This is a genomic window from Cellulosimicrobium sp. NPDC030954 (genome assembly GCF_055571305.1).
Map to the genome: position 1 here is coordinate 66,241 of NZ_JBVIFN010000012.1, position 14,967 is coordinate 81,207.

Here is a 14,967-nt window from a genome sequence, read left to right on the forward strand (position 1 = left end):
GCGTCAGCCCTGGAGGTAGTGCAGGACGGCGAGGACACGGCGGCTGTACCCGCCGGCGGCGTCGAGGTCGAGCTTGGTGAAGATCGCGTTGCCGTGCTTCTCCACCGCCGAGAGCGACAGGTGCAGCGCAGCCGCGATCCCGGCGTTCGTCCGGCCCTCGGCCATGAGGCGCAGGACGTCGTGCTCGCGCTCCGTCAGCCGCGAGAGCGGGTCGGCGCGGGGGGTGTCCGCGAAGAGCTGGCGGACGACCTCCGGGTCCACGACGAAGTCGCCGGACTCGACCCGACGCAGCGCGTCCAGGAGCTCCGAGACCCGCATCACGCGGTCCTTGAGCAGGTAGCCGACCCCCGCGCCGTCGCTCGTGACGAGGTCCCGCGTCGGCTCGGCCTCGACGTACTGCGAGAGGACGAGCACGCCGACCCCGGGGAAGCGGCGGCGCACCTCGATCGCGGCCCGGATGCCCTCGTCCGTGTGCGTCGGCGGCATGCGCACGTCGAGCAGCACGACGTCCGGCGCGGGACGACGCCCGAGCAGGGCGAGGAGCTCGTCGGCGTCGCCGACGGCGGCGTCGACCGTGACGCCCTCGTCCACGAGCAGGGCCCGGAGACCCTCGCGCAGGAGGGCGGAGTCCTCGGCGATCATCACGCGCACGGCAGCACCGCCGTCACCGTGGTCGGCCCGCCGGCAGGGCTGGCGACGTCGAGCGAGCCGCCGAGCGCCGCCGCCCGGGCCGCGAGGCCCGCGAGCCCGCGACCGCCGCGGGGCGACGCGCCACCCCGGCCGTCGTCCGTGACCGTGGCCCGCACGACGCCGTCGGCCGAGGTCACCGTCACCGTCGTGCGGGTCGCGCCGGCGTGCTTGGCGACGTTCGCCAGGGCCTCGGCGACCACGTAGTAGACGCACGCCTCCACGGCGGGCCCCGCTCGCCCCTCGAGGCGGTAGTCGAGCTCCGCGGACGGGGTCGCCCGCGCCGCCAGGCGTGCGAGGACCGGGCGCAGTCCCCGGGTGTCCAGCGCCGCGGGGTGCACGCGCCAGGCGACGTCGCGGACGCCCGCGAGCACCCGGGACGCCTCGTCGGCGGCGTCGGCGAGGAGCCGGTCGCGGACCACGGGGTCGGTGGCCCGTCGGCCGCGGTCAAGCAGCATCCCGAGCGCCACGACCTGCTGCTGGACGCCGTCGTGCAGGTCGCGCTCGACCCGACGCCGTTCCGCCTCGACGGCTGCGACGATGTCCGAGCGCGAGGCGGCGAGCGCCTCGACCTGGGCGAGGAGCTGCGTCCGGTCCTCCTCGCCCAGCAACCGGCTCGCCGCCGCCCGCTCGAGCGCCGCGGAGCCGACCAGGCCCATGAAGGCGAGGTAGAGCAGGATCCCGCCCGGGAGGACGGCCGAGAGGACGGTGAGCCCGGTCGTCGGGTCGCTGTCGTCGTCCGCCAGCGCCGGTACCCGCAGGTCCAACGCCCACGACGCCGTCATGAGCACCGCCGCGAACGCCCCGTAGGCGAGCAGGAGGAGGACCCCCGCGCTGAGCAGGCCCACGGCGAGGCGGGCGGCGAGGTAGCGCAGGGGTCGACCGGTGCCGTCCGGAGCGTCGGCGTGCCAGGCGAACCACCGCTCCAGGCGCCGCGCGTGCACGCGCACGGCGGCCCGGACCCGCCCGTCCCGCCAGGCCGCCGTCCGGGCGGACGCGCGGGCGAACGGGGCGGCCACCGCGGCGGCGAGCAGCGTCGCCGCGTCCATCGGGACGAGGCAGACCCCCACCACGACGCCGCACGAGGCACGGACGACGGACGGCGCTCGGCTGGGCACGCGACTCACCCTAGCGACGCGACCTGCGACGCGGACTGCGGAAAACCGCACCCCGAGCCGCGGGGAACCGTCGCAGTCCCTGCGCGACACCGCGTTCCGGCGCGGCTCGTGCCTTCCTAGCGTCGTCGGCATGAGCCTCTCCTCGACGTCTGCCCTCGCAGCCACCGCCTCCGACCCCGGACCGATCACCCGCCTCACGGACTGGGCCGTGAGCCTGATGGAGTCCCTCGGCGCACCGGGAGCCGGTGTGGCGGTGGCCCTGGAGAACCTCTTCCCGCCGATCCCGAGCGAGGTGATCCTGCCGCTCGCCGGGTTCACGGCCGCCCAGGGGCGTCTCGGTCTGCTCGAGGCGATCCTGTGGACGACGGCCGGCTCCGTCGTCGGAGCGCTCCTCCTCTACGGGCTCGGCGCCGCGCTCGGCGCCGAGCGGCTCCGCGCCGTCGCGGCACGCCTGCCGCTCGTCCGGGTCGAGGACGTCGACACCGCCGAGGCGTGGTTCGCCCGGTACGGGACGACAGCGGTCCTCGTCGGGCGCGTCGTCCCGATCGTGCGCAGCCTGATCTCGATCCCGGCCGGCGTCGAGCGCATGCCGCTGGGCAGGTTCCTCGTCCTGACCGCGGTCGGCAGCGGCGTCTGGAACACCACGCTCGTCCTGCTCGGCTACGGTCTCGGAGAGCGGTGGCCCGAGATCGAGGCCGCGATCGGGACGTACCAGAAGGGGGTCCTCGCCGTCGTCGCCGTGCTGGCGGTGGCGTACGTCGTCCACCTGCTGGTCCGCCGTGCGCGTGCCGACGCGGTGCCGCGGCCCGGTGGACCCGCGCCGCAGCGGCACGCGCGTCGGTGAGCACCCGCGTCGACGAGGAGGAGCGCATGGGTTCGTGGGGACGGGGCGTCGGCGTCGTGGAGCTGCCGGACGGGCGCCGGGTGCGGGGCCGCGGGCTCCGGTCCGGGCCGCCCGGGCCGGGCGACGTACCGGAGCTCGGTGTCTACCTCACCGGGACGCCGCCGCCGGCCGCGGCGTGGGAGTCGCGCTGGGTCCGGTGGCCGGACTTCGCGCTGCCGCGGTCCACGCCGGACGCCGTCGAGACGCTCCGCGAGGCCTACGAGCGGGCGGCGGACGCGCGCGTGGAGGTCGCGTGCGGGGGCGGGACCGGCCGGACCGGCACGGCGCTCGCGCTCCTCGCCGTCTGGGGCGGCGTCCGTCCCGACGACGCCGTGGCCTGGGTCCGCGCGCGCTACCGGCCCCGCGCCGTCGAGACGCCGTGGCAGCGACGCTGGGTCCGCCGCGCCGGGGCCCGGGCGGTCCCGTAGACCCAGGGCCGGACCGCTGACACCGCCGGGCGACCCGCGTCTGTGGGTGACCGGCCGTACCGTCCGGGCCATGGACCGAGAGACCTTCTGGGAGATCGTCGACGCCGCGCGTGACCGGGCGGGCGCGGGTGCCGACGACCGCGGCGCGGAGGACGACCCGCTGCCCGACGCCCTGACCGAGATGCTCGTCGAGCGGCTCACCGCGGACGAGATGCTCGCGTTCGTCGACGTGGCGGGTGGTCTGGCGCACGACGCGTACGCGTGGCCGCTGTGGGGTGCCGCGTACCTCGTCGAGGGCGGGTGCAGCGACGACGGCTTCATGGACTTCCGCGACGGGCTCGTCCTCGCGGGCCGGGCGACGTTCGAGCGCGCGCTGTCGGACCCGGACTCCCTCGCCGACCACCCCGTGGTCGCTGCCATGGCCGACGACGGGTCCGCCTGGTTCGGGTACGAGTCGCTGGACTCGCTCGTCGGCGACGCGTGGTCGCGCGCGACGGGCGAGGACGACGACGCGTACTACGCGGCACGCGAGCGGACGGCGACCGGGCACGCGCGCAGCGAGCCCACCGGCGAGCAGTGGGACTTCGACGACGACGCTGAGAACGCGCGTCGTCTCCCGCGGCTCACGGCCCTGTTCGGGGCGTGAGCCTCGCGGGAGGGCGGGACACCGGTCGGCGCACGGTGCTTGGTACGGTCCGCGCATGGCGACCCGACACCTGCACGTCCTGCGCCACGGCGCGGCAGATCCCTCCGGCGAGCTGAGCACGGAGGGCGAGCGTCAGGCCGAGCTGGCCGGCCGCCGTCTGGCCGCGCTCCCGATCGACGCGGTCTGGCACTCGCCGCTGCCCCGCGCGGCGCGGTCGGCGGCGATCGTCGGGGCGCAGCTCCCCGGCGTCCCCGTGCGAGAAGCGGCCGAGCTCGTCGACCACGTGCCGTACCTGCCCGACCCGGTGCCTCCCGCGTGGGCCGGGTTCTTCGACGACGAGGACCGCGCGGAGGCGCCCGAGGGTGCGCGTCTCGCGGCCGCGCTGACGCGCAGGTTCGCCCGCCCCGCGGAGCAGGAGACCCACGAGGTGCTCGTCACGCACGCCTTCCAGGTCGCCTGGCTGGTGCGGCACGCGCTCGACGCGCCGCCGGGGAGCTGGCTCCGGCTCCCCTACGGCAACGCCGCCCTCACGACGATCGAGTACCGCGACGACCGCGGTCCCGCGCTCGTCCTCTACAACGACATGGGTCACCTGCCCCGCGAGCTGCGCTGGACGGGCTACGGGACCGTCGCACGGCCCTGACGGGCGACCTGTCGTCCAGGACGCCCGTCAGGGCCCGCGCGGTCAGAGCCGCCAGGCGAACAGCCCGGCCGGGTCGTAGGCCGACCGCACGGACGCGAGCCGCGCCGCCGTCTCCGGCGACCACGCCCGCGCGAGCGCCTCGTCCGTCCACGGGCCGGGCAGGAAGTTGATGTTGGTCTCCGTCGCGGCCCACGGCTGCGACCACTGCGCGAACGACGCCGCTGCCTCGACCATGTCCGGCACCCGCGGCGGGTTCACGCCGACCAGGCTGAACAGGAACCCGGCCGTCCGCCCGCCCGCGGCGGACCCGCCGTCGACGTCGCGCGCGCCGGCCGCGCCGACGTGCCGCAGCTCCGCCGCCACGAACGGCGAGCCGCTGCCGGGCCCGAGGTCCGCGAGGAACCGGTCGAGGAACGCCGCGTCCACGTCGCGCAGCCCGGCACCGAAGACCCACGACGGGCCCGCGTCCTCCGGGTCGGAGTGGATCGTCGCGACGGCGGTCGTCGGGATCTCGCCGACCGTGTCCGCGAGCACCGGTGCCAGCGCCCGCAGCGGCGCGGCCAGACGTTCGCCCTCCGCGGCGTCGCCGGGGAAGGCGAAACGGAGGGTGAGCACCGTGCGGCCGCGCAGGTGCTCGGGGACGAACGGCAGGTCCGGGAGGGCGAGGACCGCGACGGAGGTCGTGACGTCGTCGGGCGCGGTCGCGGTCCAGTCGACCCAGCCGCGCAGCACGGCCTCGACGTGCGGGGCGTCGAACGTGAGCGCCCCCGCGTACAGGGTGCGCATGGGCGCGAGCTCGACGTCGACGCGCGTCACCACACCGAGGCCGCCCTTGCCGCCGCGCAGCGCCCAGAACAGGTCCGGCTCGGAGTCCGCGCTCGCCTCGACGACCGAGCCGTCGGCCAGCACGACCCGGAACCCGCGCACCCAGTCCGTCGTGAGCCCGTGGCTGCGCGTCAGCGGGCCGAACCCGCCGCCCAGCGTGTAGCCGACCGCCCCCACGCCCGTCGAGGACCCGGTGACCGGGAGCAGGCCGTGCTCCGCGCCCGCCTCGACGACGGCTTTCCAGCGCGTGCCCGCGGCGATGCGCGCGACCCGGGTCGCCGGGTCGACCTCGACCCCGGCGAGGTCGCCCGTGCCGAGGACCAGGCCGTCCGTGATCGGGGCGGCCGCGCCGTGGCCCGTCGCGTGGGCGCGCACGCGCAGCCCGTGGTGGGTCGCGAACCGGACCGCCTCCACGACGTCGGCCTCCGTCGCGGCGAGCACCGCGAGGTCCGGGTCGTGCGTGACGAGCGTGCTGTGCGAGGCGACGGCCTCCGCGGCGGTCGGGCCGCCGTCGGGCAGGTCGCCGCGGGCGAGGACGCGGCCCGTGACGCGGTCGCGCAGCGCGGCGACGTCGGTGGGCGGGAGCGTGGTGGCAGAGGTGGTCATGGTGGTGGTCCCCTTCGTCGCGGTGTGCGCGTGTCGACGCCAGGTGCGCCTCACCCGGACGACGACGCAGGGGCACGGTGTGTGACACGTGCCCCGAGGGGTAGGGAGGGTGCCGCGTCAGGTTCGTGGCGTCCCGGCCAGCGGCAGCCAGTCGAGCGCGTCCTGGATCGTGCGGTCCCAGAACCCCCACTCGTGCGTCCCGGGCGAGAACTCCGACCGCAGCGCCACGCCGGACTCATCGGCCACGCGCTCGAACGCCCTGTTGCCGTCGACGAGGAAGTCCTCCGTCCCGCACGCGAGGAAAAGGTCCGGCAGGTCCGCCGTCCGGCCCTCGGCGGCGGCCCGGCGCAGCAGCGCGAGCAGGTCGTCGTCGGAGCCCGCGATCTCCCGGTCGCCGAACACGCGCTCGATGTCCGGCAGGCGGCGCTCCCGGTACGACTCGTCGGCGAGGTCGAGCACGCCGGACAGGCTCGCCGCCGCCGCGAACCGCTCGGGGTGCCGCAGCGCCCAGCGGAACGCCCCGTACCCGCCCATCGACAGGCCCGCGACGAACGTGTCCTCGCGGCGCGACGACACCCGGAAGAACTGGTCGACCAGGCTCGGCAGCTCCTCCGACAGGAAGGTCCAGTACCGGTGCCCGTGCACCTCGTCGGCGTAGAAGCTGCGCTCCACGCGCGGCATGACGACGGCCAGCCCGCGGTCGGCGACGTACCGCTCGATCGACGTCCGGCGCGTCCAGATCGTCTCGTCGTCGCTCATGCCGTGCAGCAGGTACAGCACCGGCGCGCCCTCGGCGCAGGCGCTCGCGGAACCGGCCATGCCGATCTGGGTCGACGTGGCCTGCGGGAGCACGACGGTCATCGTCGTGCTCACCTCGAGCACGTCGGAGTAGAAGGAGCAGCGGACGAGGGCCACGGGTCGCCTCCTGGCAGGTCGGTGCGCCGCGGGGTGCCCGACGGCGTCCTCAGTCTGCCCGCTGTGAGCCGTCCCGAGGCCCCGCCGTATCCCTCGTGTCGGGATGAGGCGAGCCTCGCGGCTCAGCCGCCGAGCGCGTCCAGCAGGCGCCGCACGGACGTCCCGAGGCCCCACCGCTCGGTGAGGTCGTCGAGCGCGTCGGGGTCCGCGGGGGCGGTCGGGAGCGCGTCGTGGACCTCCCCGACGGGGGCGTCCGGCGCCACGCGCACGACGAGCGGCGCGACCTCCAGGTAGGGGGCCGCCTCGGTGAGCCGACGGCGCTGGGTCGCCGTCAGGCCGGGGTCGCCCGCCTCGCGCGCGGCGAGCACGCCCGCGAGGTCGCCGAACCTCGCGAGCAGCGCGACCGCCGTCTTCTCCCCGATGCCGGGGACGCCGGGCAGGCCGTCGCTCGGGTCGCCGCGGAGCACCGCCATGTCGGCGTAGGCCGCGCCCGTCGGGATGCAGTACCGCTCCGCGAGGCGCGCCTGGTCGACGATGTCGAGGTTCTTCACGCCCTTGGTCGGGTAGAGGACGCGGACGCCCGCGGCGTCGTCGACGAGCTGGAACAGGTCGCGGTCGCCGGTGACGACCTCGACGGCGGCCCGTCCGGACGGGTCCGGTGCCACGCCCTCGGCCGCGCGCCGCGCGACCTCGCGCGCGGTGAGCGTGCCGATGACGTCGTCGGCCTCGTAGCCCGCCGCGCCGACGCGAGCGATCCCCAGCGCCGCGAGCACGTCGACGATGACCGGGACCTGCGCGACCAGCTTCTCCGGGACCTCCTCGACGCCCGTGGTCCCTGGGACCTTCTCCGCGACCCGGTGCGCCTTGTACGACGGGATGGCCTCGACGCGGAACGCCGGCCGCCAGTCCACGTCCCAGCACGCGACGAGGCGCGACGGTCGGCGGTCCGTCACGAGCGTCGCGATCATGTCCAGCAGGCCGCGCACGGCGTTGACCGGCGTGCCGTCCGGGGCCTTGATCGAGTCGGGTACCCCGAAGAACGCGCGGAAGTACAGGCTCGCGGTGTCGAGCAGCATGAGCTCGCCGCCCGCCGTCGCGGGGGTGGTCGAGGGGGCGCCGTCGTCCGTGCTCTGCGTCATGCCGCCATCCTGCCGCACGGCCCCGACACGGGGCCCGCCGTGGCGCCGCGCGCCCCTGCCCTCGCCGTCGGGCGACGCGCGCGGTTCACTGGTGCCGTCGACTGGTACAGGGAGGTGAGCGTCATGTCCACGACGGCACGACGAGGAGCCGGCGCGGCTCTCGCTGTCGCGGTGGTCCTGCTCCTGGGAGCCTGCGCGGCCGGGCCGAACGTCGCCGCGAGCCCCGGCGGGTACGGGTTCTGGTGGGGCCTGTGGCAGGGGATGATCCTGCCGATCACGTTCATCGTGTCCCTCTTCACCGACACGGTGAGCATCTACGAGGTCGACAACAACGGGAACTGGTACGACGTCGGGTTCATGCTCGGCATCGCGCTCTTCTCGGGACCGGTGATCGCCCTGCGCGGGCGTCGGTAGGGGGCCCGGAGCCTCAGTCCTGCGTCGGTGCCGCCATCTTCCCGGCGCGGCCCGAGACGAGGGACGACTGCGACCCACATCCACGGCCGCCGCACGACCGGCTGCGGGCCGAACCGCCCGTCAGCCGCCGGTGGTGGCGGTGAGCGCGGATGAGAGCCGGGCGAGCGCGCCCGGGACGAGCGAGTAGTACGCCCAGCGGCCGCGCTGCTCGCGGGTGAGCAGACCCGCGTCGACCAGGATCTTCAGGTGGTGGCTCACGGTCGGCTGGGAGAGGCCGACCGGCTCCGTGAGGTCGCACACGCACGCCTCGCTGCCGTCCTGCGCGGCGACGATCGCGAGGAGCTGGACCCGGGTGGGGTCCGCGAGGGCCTTGAAGGTGCGGGCGAGCTCGCGCGCGGTCTCGGGGTCGACGGCCTGCGTGACGGGTCCGCAGCAGCCGGCGCCGTCGCCGACCGGCGCGAGGGTCGGTTCGGTCGTCGTCATGCCCACCATCGTCGCACAGATTGACAACCTTCGATACGTCCTCCACGATGCTCATATCGACAACCTTCAATGCGAGGAGTGGTGATGGTCGAGGTGGTGCGGGACGAGCTCCCGGTCGTGGTGATCGGCGCGGGTCCGGTGGGTCTGGCAGCGGCGGCGCACCTGCTGGAGCGGGGGCTCGAGCCCGTGGTGCTCGAGGCGGGCAATGGGCCTGGAACGGCCGTGGCGTCGTGGGGACACGTGCGGCTGTTCTCCCCGTGGCGGTACGACGTCGACCCGGCAGCTCGCCGGCTCCTCGAGCCGACGGGATGGGCCGAGCCGGAGCCTGACGCCCTGCCGACGGGCGCAGAGCTCGTCCAGCGGTACCTGGCGCCGCTGGCCGCGACGCCCGAGATCGCGGCGCGCCTGCGCACCGGGACGCGGGTGCTGGCGGTGGCCCGCGACGGGGCGGACAAGACACGCTCGCTCGGACGGGACCGCCGCGCCTACCGCGTGCGGACGGTCGGCGCCGACGGCGCGGTGCGCGACGTGCTGGGCCGCGCCGTGGTCGACGCGTCGGGCACGTTCTCGACGTCGAACCCGCTGGGGGCCTCGGGCCTGCCCGCCGTGGGCGAGGCGGAGTCGGCGGTGTTCGTGACCGGTCCGCTGCCGGACGTGCTCGGCGCCCAGCGCGACCGGTTCGCCGGTCGCGACACGCTCGTCGTCGGGATGGGTCACTCCGCGGCGAACACGCTCCTGAGCCTCGTCGAGCTCTCCGAGTCCGAGCCGGGCACCACGATCACCTGGGCGATCCGCGGCGGGTCCGCGCGACGCCTGTTCGGTGGCGGCTCCGACGACGAGCTCCCGGCACGCGGGCTGCTGGGCACGCGCCTGCGCGCCGCCGTGGAGGCGGGGCGCCTGACGCTGCTCACGCGCGTCTCGATCGAACGGCTCGTGCCCGGCGCCGGGACCGTCCAGGTGCTGGGGATCGCGCGGGACGGTGCCCTGAACCTCGAGGTGCACCAGATCGTCGACGCGACCGGGTTCCGTCCCGACCTGGACATGCTGCGCGAGGTGCGCCTCGACCTGGACCCGGTCGTGGAGGCGCCCCGGGCGCTGGCCCCGCTCATCGACCCGAACCAGCACTCCTGCGGCACCGTGCCCCCGCACGGGGAGCAGGTGCTCGCCCACCCGGACGACGGGTTCTACCTCGCCGGCATGAAGTCCTACGGGCGCGCGCCGACCTTCCTGCTCGCCACGGGCTACGAGCAGGTCCGTTCGATCGCCGCGGCACTGGCCGGGGACAGGGCCGCGGCGGACGCGGTCGAGCTGAACCTGCCCGCGACCGGGGTCTGCTCGACCGACTTGGCCCTGGAGGCCGACGGCGCGAGCGCGGCCGGGTCGTGCTGCGGCACCGCCCCGGCCGAGCCGCAGCTGGTCACTCTCGGGGTCGGGGCGCCGCCCGGGGTCGGGTTCGCGACCGGCGTCCTGCACGGCCGCTCGGGCGACGCGGACCACGCCTGAGCGCCCGGCCGCGCGTCGGTCCCGGGTGGGACCGCCGCGCGGCCGGTCCCTCAGCCGCGCGGGAGGGCGACCGGGGCGACGTCGAGCTCGTCCAGGAGGGTGAGCACGCGGGCGCGGATCTCGTCGCGGATGGGGCGCACGGCATCGATGCCCTGGCCGGCCGGGTCCTCCAGCGCCCAGTCCTCGTACCGCTTGCCGGGGAAGATCGGGCAGGCGTCGCCGCAGCCCATGGTGATGACGACGTCGGACGCCTGGACCGCCTCGGTCGTGAGGACCTTGGGCTGCTCGGCGCGGAGGTCGATGCCCTCCTCGAGCATGGCCTCGACGGCGACGGGGTTGATCTGGTCCGCCGGGGCCGAGCCGGCGGAGCGGACCTCGACGGCCCCGCCGGACAGGGCGCGCAGGTAGCCGGCGGCCATCTGCGACCGGCCGGCGTTGTGGACGCAGACGAACAGGGCGGACGGCTTCGTGGTGGCGTTCTCGGTCACGGTGGTCTCCAGGGCGGTGGGGTCAGGCGATGGTCAGGGTCAGGTCGGGCAGCAGGTCGGCCAGCAGGCGTCGTACCCGCTGGTCGAGGTCGTCGCGGATCGCGGCGACGCCCGCGGGGGACGCCAGGGCGGGGTCGCCGACGAGCCAGTCCTCGTACCGCGTGCCGGGCAGGACGGGGCACACGTCGCCGCATCCCATCGTGATCACGACGTCGGCCGCGCGGACGGCGTCGTCGGTCAACGGCTTGGGGAACGCGTCGTCCGCGGTGATGCCGAGCGCGGTCAGGCTCTCGCGCACGCCGTCGTGGATGTCGGCCGCAGGCGCGGACCCCGCGGAGCGGACGACGACCCGGTCGCCGGCGTAGTGGCGCAGCAGGGCAGCGGCGAGCTGGGAGCGCCCGGCGTTGGCGACGCAGACGAACAGGACGTGCGGCCGCGCGTCGTCGGCGCGGGTCAGGTCGCTCAGCCGCTGCCGGGCGAACCTTTCCGTGAGGGGCACCAGATGGGCCGAGACCTTCGACGAGCGGGCCAGGTCGGTGTACGACTCGCGGACCACGCGCTGCACGACGTCGAACCGGACGTCGGGGAAGGCGCCGGCCAGGTCGTCGGCCAGGTGGTCGAGGGCGGCGTCGACGTCGTCGAGGCCCGTGAGGGCGGTCGCGGCGCGCGTCGCCCCGAGCGCCGCCGGGGCGAAGGAGTCCAGCAGCGTCGTGACGGCCGCCCGGTACCCGGGTGCGATGCGGTACCAGACCCAGGTGCCGCGCCGCTCGGAGGTGAGCACCCCCACGTCGCGCAGCACCTTGAGGTGGTGCGACACGGTCGGCTGCGAGACGTCCGTGAGCGCGGCGAGGTCGCACACGCACGCCTCGCCGGCCGCGGAGGTCGCGACGAAGGAGAGCATGCGCAGCCGCAGCGGCTCGGCGAGGGCCTTGAGCGTCGTGGCGACTGCGCCGGCGACCTCGGTCCCGATCGCGTGCGCCTCGACCTGCGGCGTGCAGTCGGCGTCCGTGACGGTCATCGGCAGGGGAGCGGTGGTCATGACCTCACCTCGTCCAGCTCGGGTGCTCGGGTCGTGGGGGCGTAGGGGAGCTGGGGGCGACGGCGAACCAGCGGCGCGCGACCCACAGCGAGACGTAGACGAGGCCCACCAGGACGGGGACCTCGATGAGCGGGCCGACGACGCCGGCCAGGGCCTGGCCGGAGGTGGCGCCGAACGTGGCGATGGCGACGGCGATCGCGAGCTCGAAGTTGTTGCCCGCCGCGGTGAACGCCAGCGTCGTGGTGCGGGCATACCCCAGGCCCAGGGCCTTGCCGGTCACGACCCCGATGCCCCACATGGCGGCGAAGTAGACCAGCAGCGGCAGGGCGATGCGTACGACGTCGAGCGGGTGGGAGGTCACGGCCTCGCCCTGCAGGGCGAACAGCAGCACGATCGTGAAGAGCAGCCCGTACAGCGCCCACGGACCGACGGCGGGCAGGAACCGGTCCTCGTACCAGGCCCGGCCCTGGACGCGTTCTCCGGCCAGCCGCGAGGCGAACCCGGCGGCCAGCGGGACGCCGAGGAAGACGAGCACGTTGAGCGCGATCTGCCCGACCGACACGTCCAGGCCCTGGGTGTCCAGTCCCAGCCACCCGGGCAGCACCGTGAGGTAGAAGTAGCCGAGCAGCGAGAACGCGACGACCTGGAACACGGAGTTGATCGCGACCAGCACCGCCGCCGCCTCCCGGTCCCCGCACGCGAGGTCGTTCCAGATCACGACCATGGCGATGCACCGGGCCAGGCCCACGACGATCAGCCCGGTACGGTACTCGGGCAGGTCCGGGAGGAAGACCCACGCCAGCGCGAACATCAGCGCGGGCCCGACCAGCCAGTTCAGCACCAGCGAGGACGCCAGGAGCCGCTTGTCGCCGGTGACCGCAGCGACGCGGTCGTAGCGGACCTTGGCCAGCACCGGGTACATCATCACGAGCAGCCCGAGCGCGATCGGGACGGAGATCCCGCCGACCTCCAGCGCGGCGAGCACGTCGGCCAGAGCAGGGACGAACCGGCCCAGGGTCAGCCCGGCAACCATCGCCAGCCCGATCCACAGCGGCAGCCACCGGTCCAGCGTGGACAACCGGCCGCGCGTGGGTGCCGTGGGATCGCTCGCGCGAGGTTCTTGCATTGACATTTGTCTATATTGACACCAGCCAATATAGGCGCGCAAGTCCCGGGTCGGGTGTCGCGGAACGACGGCAGGGATCACGCGGATCACGTGATGGCGCCGGGTGCGCACGCCGGTTCTGATGGGTTGGTGACGGATGCCGACGGTCGGCACAGGGAGGACAGCATGGGTATCGACGTCCGGCCCGGGTACAACACCGCGGTCCCGGCCCAGATCACCACGCCGGACCGGGTGGCGACGAGCATCGGCGAGCTGCGGTTCGTCGACGGCGTCCCCACGCCCGAGACGGCGTCGCGGGTCTTCGACCACCTCGACCTGGTGCGGGGCGTCGAGGCGTTCCTCGGCTGCATCCCGGCCGCGTCGTTGGAGGCGATCCGGCGGGGGATGGCCGAGGTCGCGGGGGAGGCGTGCCACCAGGGCGCGATCGCCGACCGCCTGCTGGACTCCGACCCGCTGTTCCTCACGGGCAACACCGACACGGTGTACGCGATCGTCATGCTCGACGTCGAGCGCGACGGCCCGACGGTCGTCGAGGTGCCGCCGGGGTGCGGTCCCGGCACGGTCGACGACGCGTGGTTCCGGTTCGTGGTGGACCTCGGCGCTCCCGGCCCGGACCGGGGCGCCGGCGGCACGTACCTGGTCGTCCCGCCGGGCTACGACGGCGAGCGGCCCGAGGGCTGGTTCGTCGCCGAGACGCCGAGCGCGGTGAACCTCGTCATCCTGCGCGGCTTCCTCGTCGACGGGCGGCCCGACGCCGCGGTGCGGCTGTTCGAGACGGGCGTCAGGGTCTACCCCCTGTCGCGGCGGGACGACCCGCCGGCGATGGAGTGGGCGTCGCTGTCGGGCGTCACGGTGAACACGGTCCACGCGAACGACTTCTCGTTCTACGAGGAGGTCGCCCACGTGGTGGCCAAGGAGCCGATCGGGGTCGTCGACCCGGAGACGCGAGGCCTGCTCGCCTCGATCGGCATCACCAAGGACGCGCCGTTCGCCCCGGACGACCGGATGCGCCGCATCCTCACCGACGCGGCCGCGGTGGGGAACGCCACGGCGCGCGCCATGGCGTTCCGGTCCCGCGAGCCCGCGTTCTTCCTCTACGAGGACCGCCGGTGGCTGAGCCCCTTCCCCGGCGGCGACTACCGGTTCCTGCGCGACGGCGGCGCGGGCGGCCGCTATCTCGACGCCCGCACCACGTTCTTCTACCTCGCGACGGTGAACACGCCCGCGATGGCGCTGAAGATGGTCGGCAAGGGGTCGCAGTACGCGCTGGCCACCGTGGACGTGGACGACGCACCCCTCGACGGAGGGAAGACCTACCGCCTCCGGCTCCCGGCCGACGCGCCCGCCGCGGACTTCTGGTCGGTCGTGGTGTACGACCCCCAGACCCGCTCGGAGCTCCAGACGGGCCAGCCGCTGCCGAGCCGGAACTCCAAGCGCGACGACCTCGTCCCCAACGACGACGGCTCGGTGGACATCGTCTTCGGTCCCGAGGAGCCGCGCGAGCTCGCCGCGAACTGGGTCCAGACCGTGCCGGGCAAGGGCTGGTTCGTCCTCCTGCGCCTCTACGGCCCGCTCGAGAGCTGGTTCGACGGCACCTGGCGCCCCGGCGACGTCGAACCGCTCTGAGCGGTCTCGGACGCCGAGGTGTCGGGCCGCGCACTGCTGGCCCGCTCGGGTGGGAGGACCCCGTGCTCGAGCTCGACGTCAACGAGCAGAACCCGTCCGCGCTCGGCTTCTACCGCGCGCAGGGGTTCGTGGTCACCGGGCGGTCCGCGACCGACGACCAGGGTCGCCCGTACCCGCTGCTCGTTCACCGTCCTCAACTTCCCGGTCGACGACGTCCCCGGCACCGTCGCGGCCCTGCGCGAGCGCGGCGTCGCGTTCGAGAAGTACGCGGGGACGCCGGTCGAGACCGACGGCGACTTCGTCTTCCGCGGCGGCGGCCCGCTCATCGTGTGGTTCACCGACCCCGCCGGCAACGTGCTGTCGGTCATCCAGGACGACGACGCCTGAGGCTGCCGGCC

General features: G+C 74.9%; 17 protein-coding genes. 8 read left to right on the forward strand and 9 right to left on the reverse strand.

The window, feature by feature from the left end:
* Nucleotides 1–3: 3 nt before the first annotated feature.
* Together ACZ402_RS18225 and ACZ402_RS18230 are read right to left on the reverse strand one after the other, a co-directional pair.
* The gene (locus tag ACZ402_RS18225; protein ID WP_375825525.1) at nt 4–642 is read right to left on the reverse strand and encodes a response regulator; all 639 of its coding nucleotides are present in this window, start codon (nt 640–642) and stop codon (nt 4–6) included.
* Complete coding sequence (locus ACZ402_RS18230) at nt 642–1,805, reverse strand: sensor histidine kinase (RefSeq protein ID WP_375825456.1); 1,164 nt, start codon at nt 1,803–1,805, stop codon at nt 642–644. Before ACZ402_RS18230 ends, ACZ402_RS18225 begins: the two co-directional genes overlap by 1 nt.
* Nucleotides 1,806–1,935: 130 nt before the next feature.
* Between ACZ402_RS18230 and ACZ402_RS18235 the strand changes: the two genes are divergently transcribed.
* From ACZ402_RS18235 to ACZ402_RS18250, 4 genes are all read left to right on the forward strand, one after another.
* Complete coding sequence (locus ACZ402_RS18235) at nt 1,936–2,649, forward strand: DedA family protein (RefSeq protein WP_375825455.1); 714 nt, start codon at nt 1,936–1,938, stop codon at nt 2,647–2,649.
* Nucleotides 2,646–3,116, forward strand: a complete 471-nt coding sequence (locus ACZ402_RS18240) for a protein-tyrosine phosphatase family protein (protein ID WP_375825454.1) — start codon at nt 2,646–2,648, stop codon at nt 3,114–3,116. The genes ACZ402_RS18235 and ACZ402_RS18240 overlap by 4 nt, the downstream gene beginning before the upstream one ends.
* Before the next feature lie 70 nt (nt 3,117–3,186).
* Entirely contained in the window at nt 3,187–3,762 is a 576-nt protein-coding gene (locus ACZ402_RS18245) for a DUF4240 domain-containing protein (protein WP_375825453.1), read from the forward strand.
* A gap of 55 nt (nt 3,763–3,817) precedes the next feature.
* Nucleotides 3,818–4,405, forward strand: coding sequence for a histidine phosphatase family protein (locus ACZ402_RS18250; RefSeq protein WP_375825452.1), 588 nt, complete (start codon nt 3,818–3,820; stop codon nt 4,403–4,405).
* 42 nt (nt 4,406–4,447) lie between these two features.
* Here the strand turns inward: ACZ402_RS18250 and ACZ402_RS18255 are convergent, their stop codons facing one another.
* The 3 genes from ACZ402_RS18255 to ACZ402_RS18265 all read right to left on the reverse strand — a co-directional run bounded on the left by ACZ402_RS18255 (nt 4,448) and on the right by ACZ402_RS18265 (nt 7,890).
* Complete coding sequence (locus ACZ402_RS18255) at nt 4,448–5,836, reverse strand: FAD-binding oxidoreductase (protein ID WP_375825451.1); 1,389 nt, start codon at nt 5,834–5,836, stop codon at nt 4,448–4,450.
* A 117-nt stretch (nt 5,837–5,953) separates the two neighbouring features.
* Nucleotides 5,954–6,751, reverse strand: a complete 798-nt coding sequence (locus tag ACZ402_RS18260) for an alpha/beta hydrolase (protein WP_375825450.1) — start codon at nt 6,749–6,751, stop codon at nt 5,954–5,956.
* A gap of 122 nt (nt 6,752–6,873) precedes the next feature.
* Nucleotides 6,874–7,890 carry a 5'-3' exonuclease gene (locus ACZ402_RS18265; protein WP_375825449.1) on the reverse strand — a complete coding sequence of 339 codons (1,017 nt, stop codon included), beginning with the start codon at nt 7,888–7,890 and terminating at the stop codon, nt 6,874–6,876.
* A gap of 123 nt (nt 7,891–8,013) precedes the next feature.
* On the opposite strand from ACZ402_RS18265, the gene ACZ402_RS18270 reads away from it, so the two are divergent.
* Nucleotides 8,014–8,304, forward strand: coding sequence for a hypothetical protein (locus ACZ402_RS18270; RefSeq protein ID WP_375825448.1), 291 nt, complete (start codon nt 8,014–8,016; stop codon nt 8,302–8,304).
* A 120-nt stretch (nt 8,305–8,424) separates the two neighbouring features.
* On the opposite strand, the gene ACZ402_RS18275 is transcribed toward ACZ402_RS18270, so the two are convergent.
* Complete coding sequence (locus ACZ402_RS18275; RefSeq protein ID WP_375825447.1) at nt 8,425–8,787, reverse strand: ArsR/SmtB family transcription factor; 363 nt, start codon at nt 8,785–8,787, stop codon at nt 8,425–8,427.
* A gap of 84 nt (nt 8,788–8,871) precedes the next feature.
* Between ACZ402_RS18275 and ACZ402_RS18280 the strand changes: the two genes are divergently transcribed.
* On the forward strand, nt 8,872–10,290 hold the full coding sequence (locus tag ACZ402_RS18280) for an FAD-dependent oxidoreductase (protein WP_375825446.1): 1,419 nt from the start codon (nt 8,872–8,874) through the stop codon (nt 10,288–10,290).
* Between the two features lie 50 nt (nt 10,291–10,340).
* Here the strand turns inward: ACZ402_RS18280 and ACZ402_RS18285 are convergent, their stop codons facing one another.
* From ACZ402_RS18285 to arsB, 3 genes are read right to left on the reverse strand one after another with little or no spacing between them, the layout of a single operon-like run.
* A complete protein-coding gene (locus ACZ402_RS18285) occupies nt 10,341–10,778 on the reverse strand; it encodes an arsenate reductase ArsC (RefSeq protein ID WP_375825445.1) in 438 nt (145 codons plus the stop codon).
* A gap of 22 nt (nt 10,779–10,800) precedes the next feature.
* Entirely contained in the window at nt 10,801–11,817 is a 1,017-nt protein-coding gene (locus ACZ402_RS18290; protein WP_375825444.1) for a metalloregulator ArsR/SmtB family transcription factor, read from the reverse strand.
* A gap of 4 nt (nt 11,818–11,821) precedes the next feature.
* Entirely contained in the window at nt 11,822–12,943 is a 1,122-nt protein-coding gene (gene arsB / locus ACZ402_RS18295) for an ACR3 family arsenite efflux transporter (RefSeq protein ID WP_375825443.1), read from the reverse strand.
* Between the two features lie 165 nt (nt 12,944–13,108).
* Here arsB and ACZ402_RS18300 point away from each other — a divergent pair, with 165 nt between their 5' ends.
* Nucleotides 13,109–14,569: a DUF1254 domain-containing protein gene (locus tag ACZ402_RS18300; protein WP_375825441.1), complete on the forward strand. Its 1,461-nt coding sequence runs from the start codon at nt 13,109–13,111 to the stop codon at nt 14,567–14,569.
* A gap of 18 nt (nt 14,570–14,587) precedes the next feature.
* Entirely contained in the window at nt 14,588–14,956 is a 369-nt protein-coding gene (locus ACZ402_RS18305) for a VOC family protein (RefSeq protein WP_375825440.1), read from the forward strand.
* Nucleotides 14,957–14,967 lie beyond the last annotated feature (11 nt).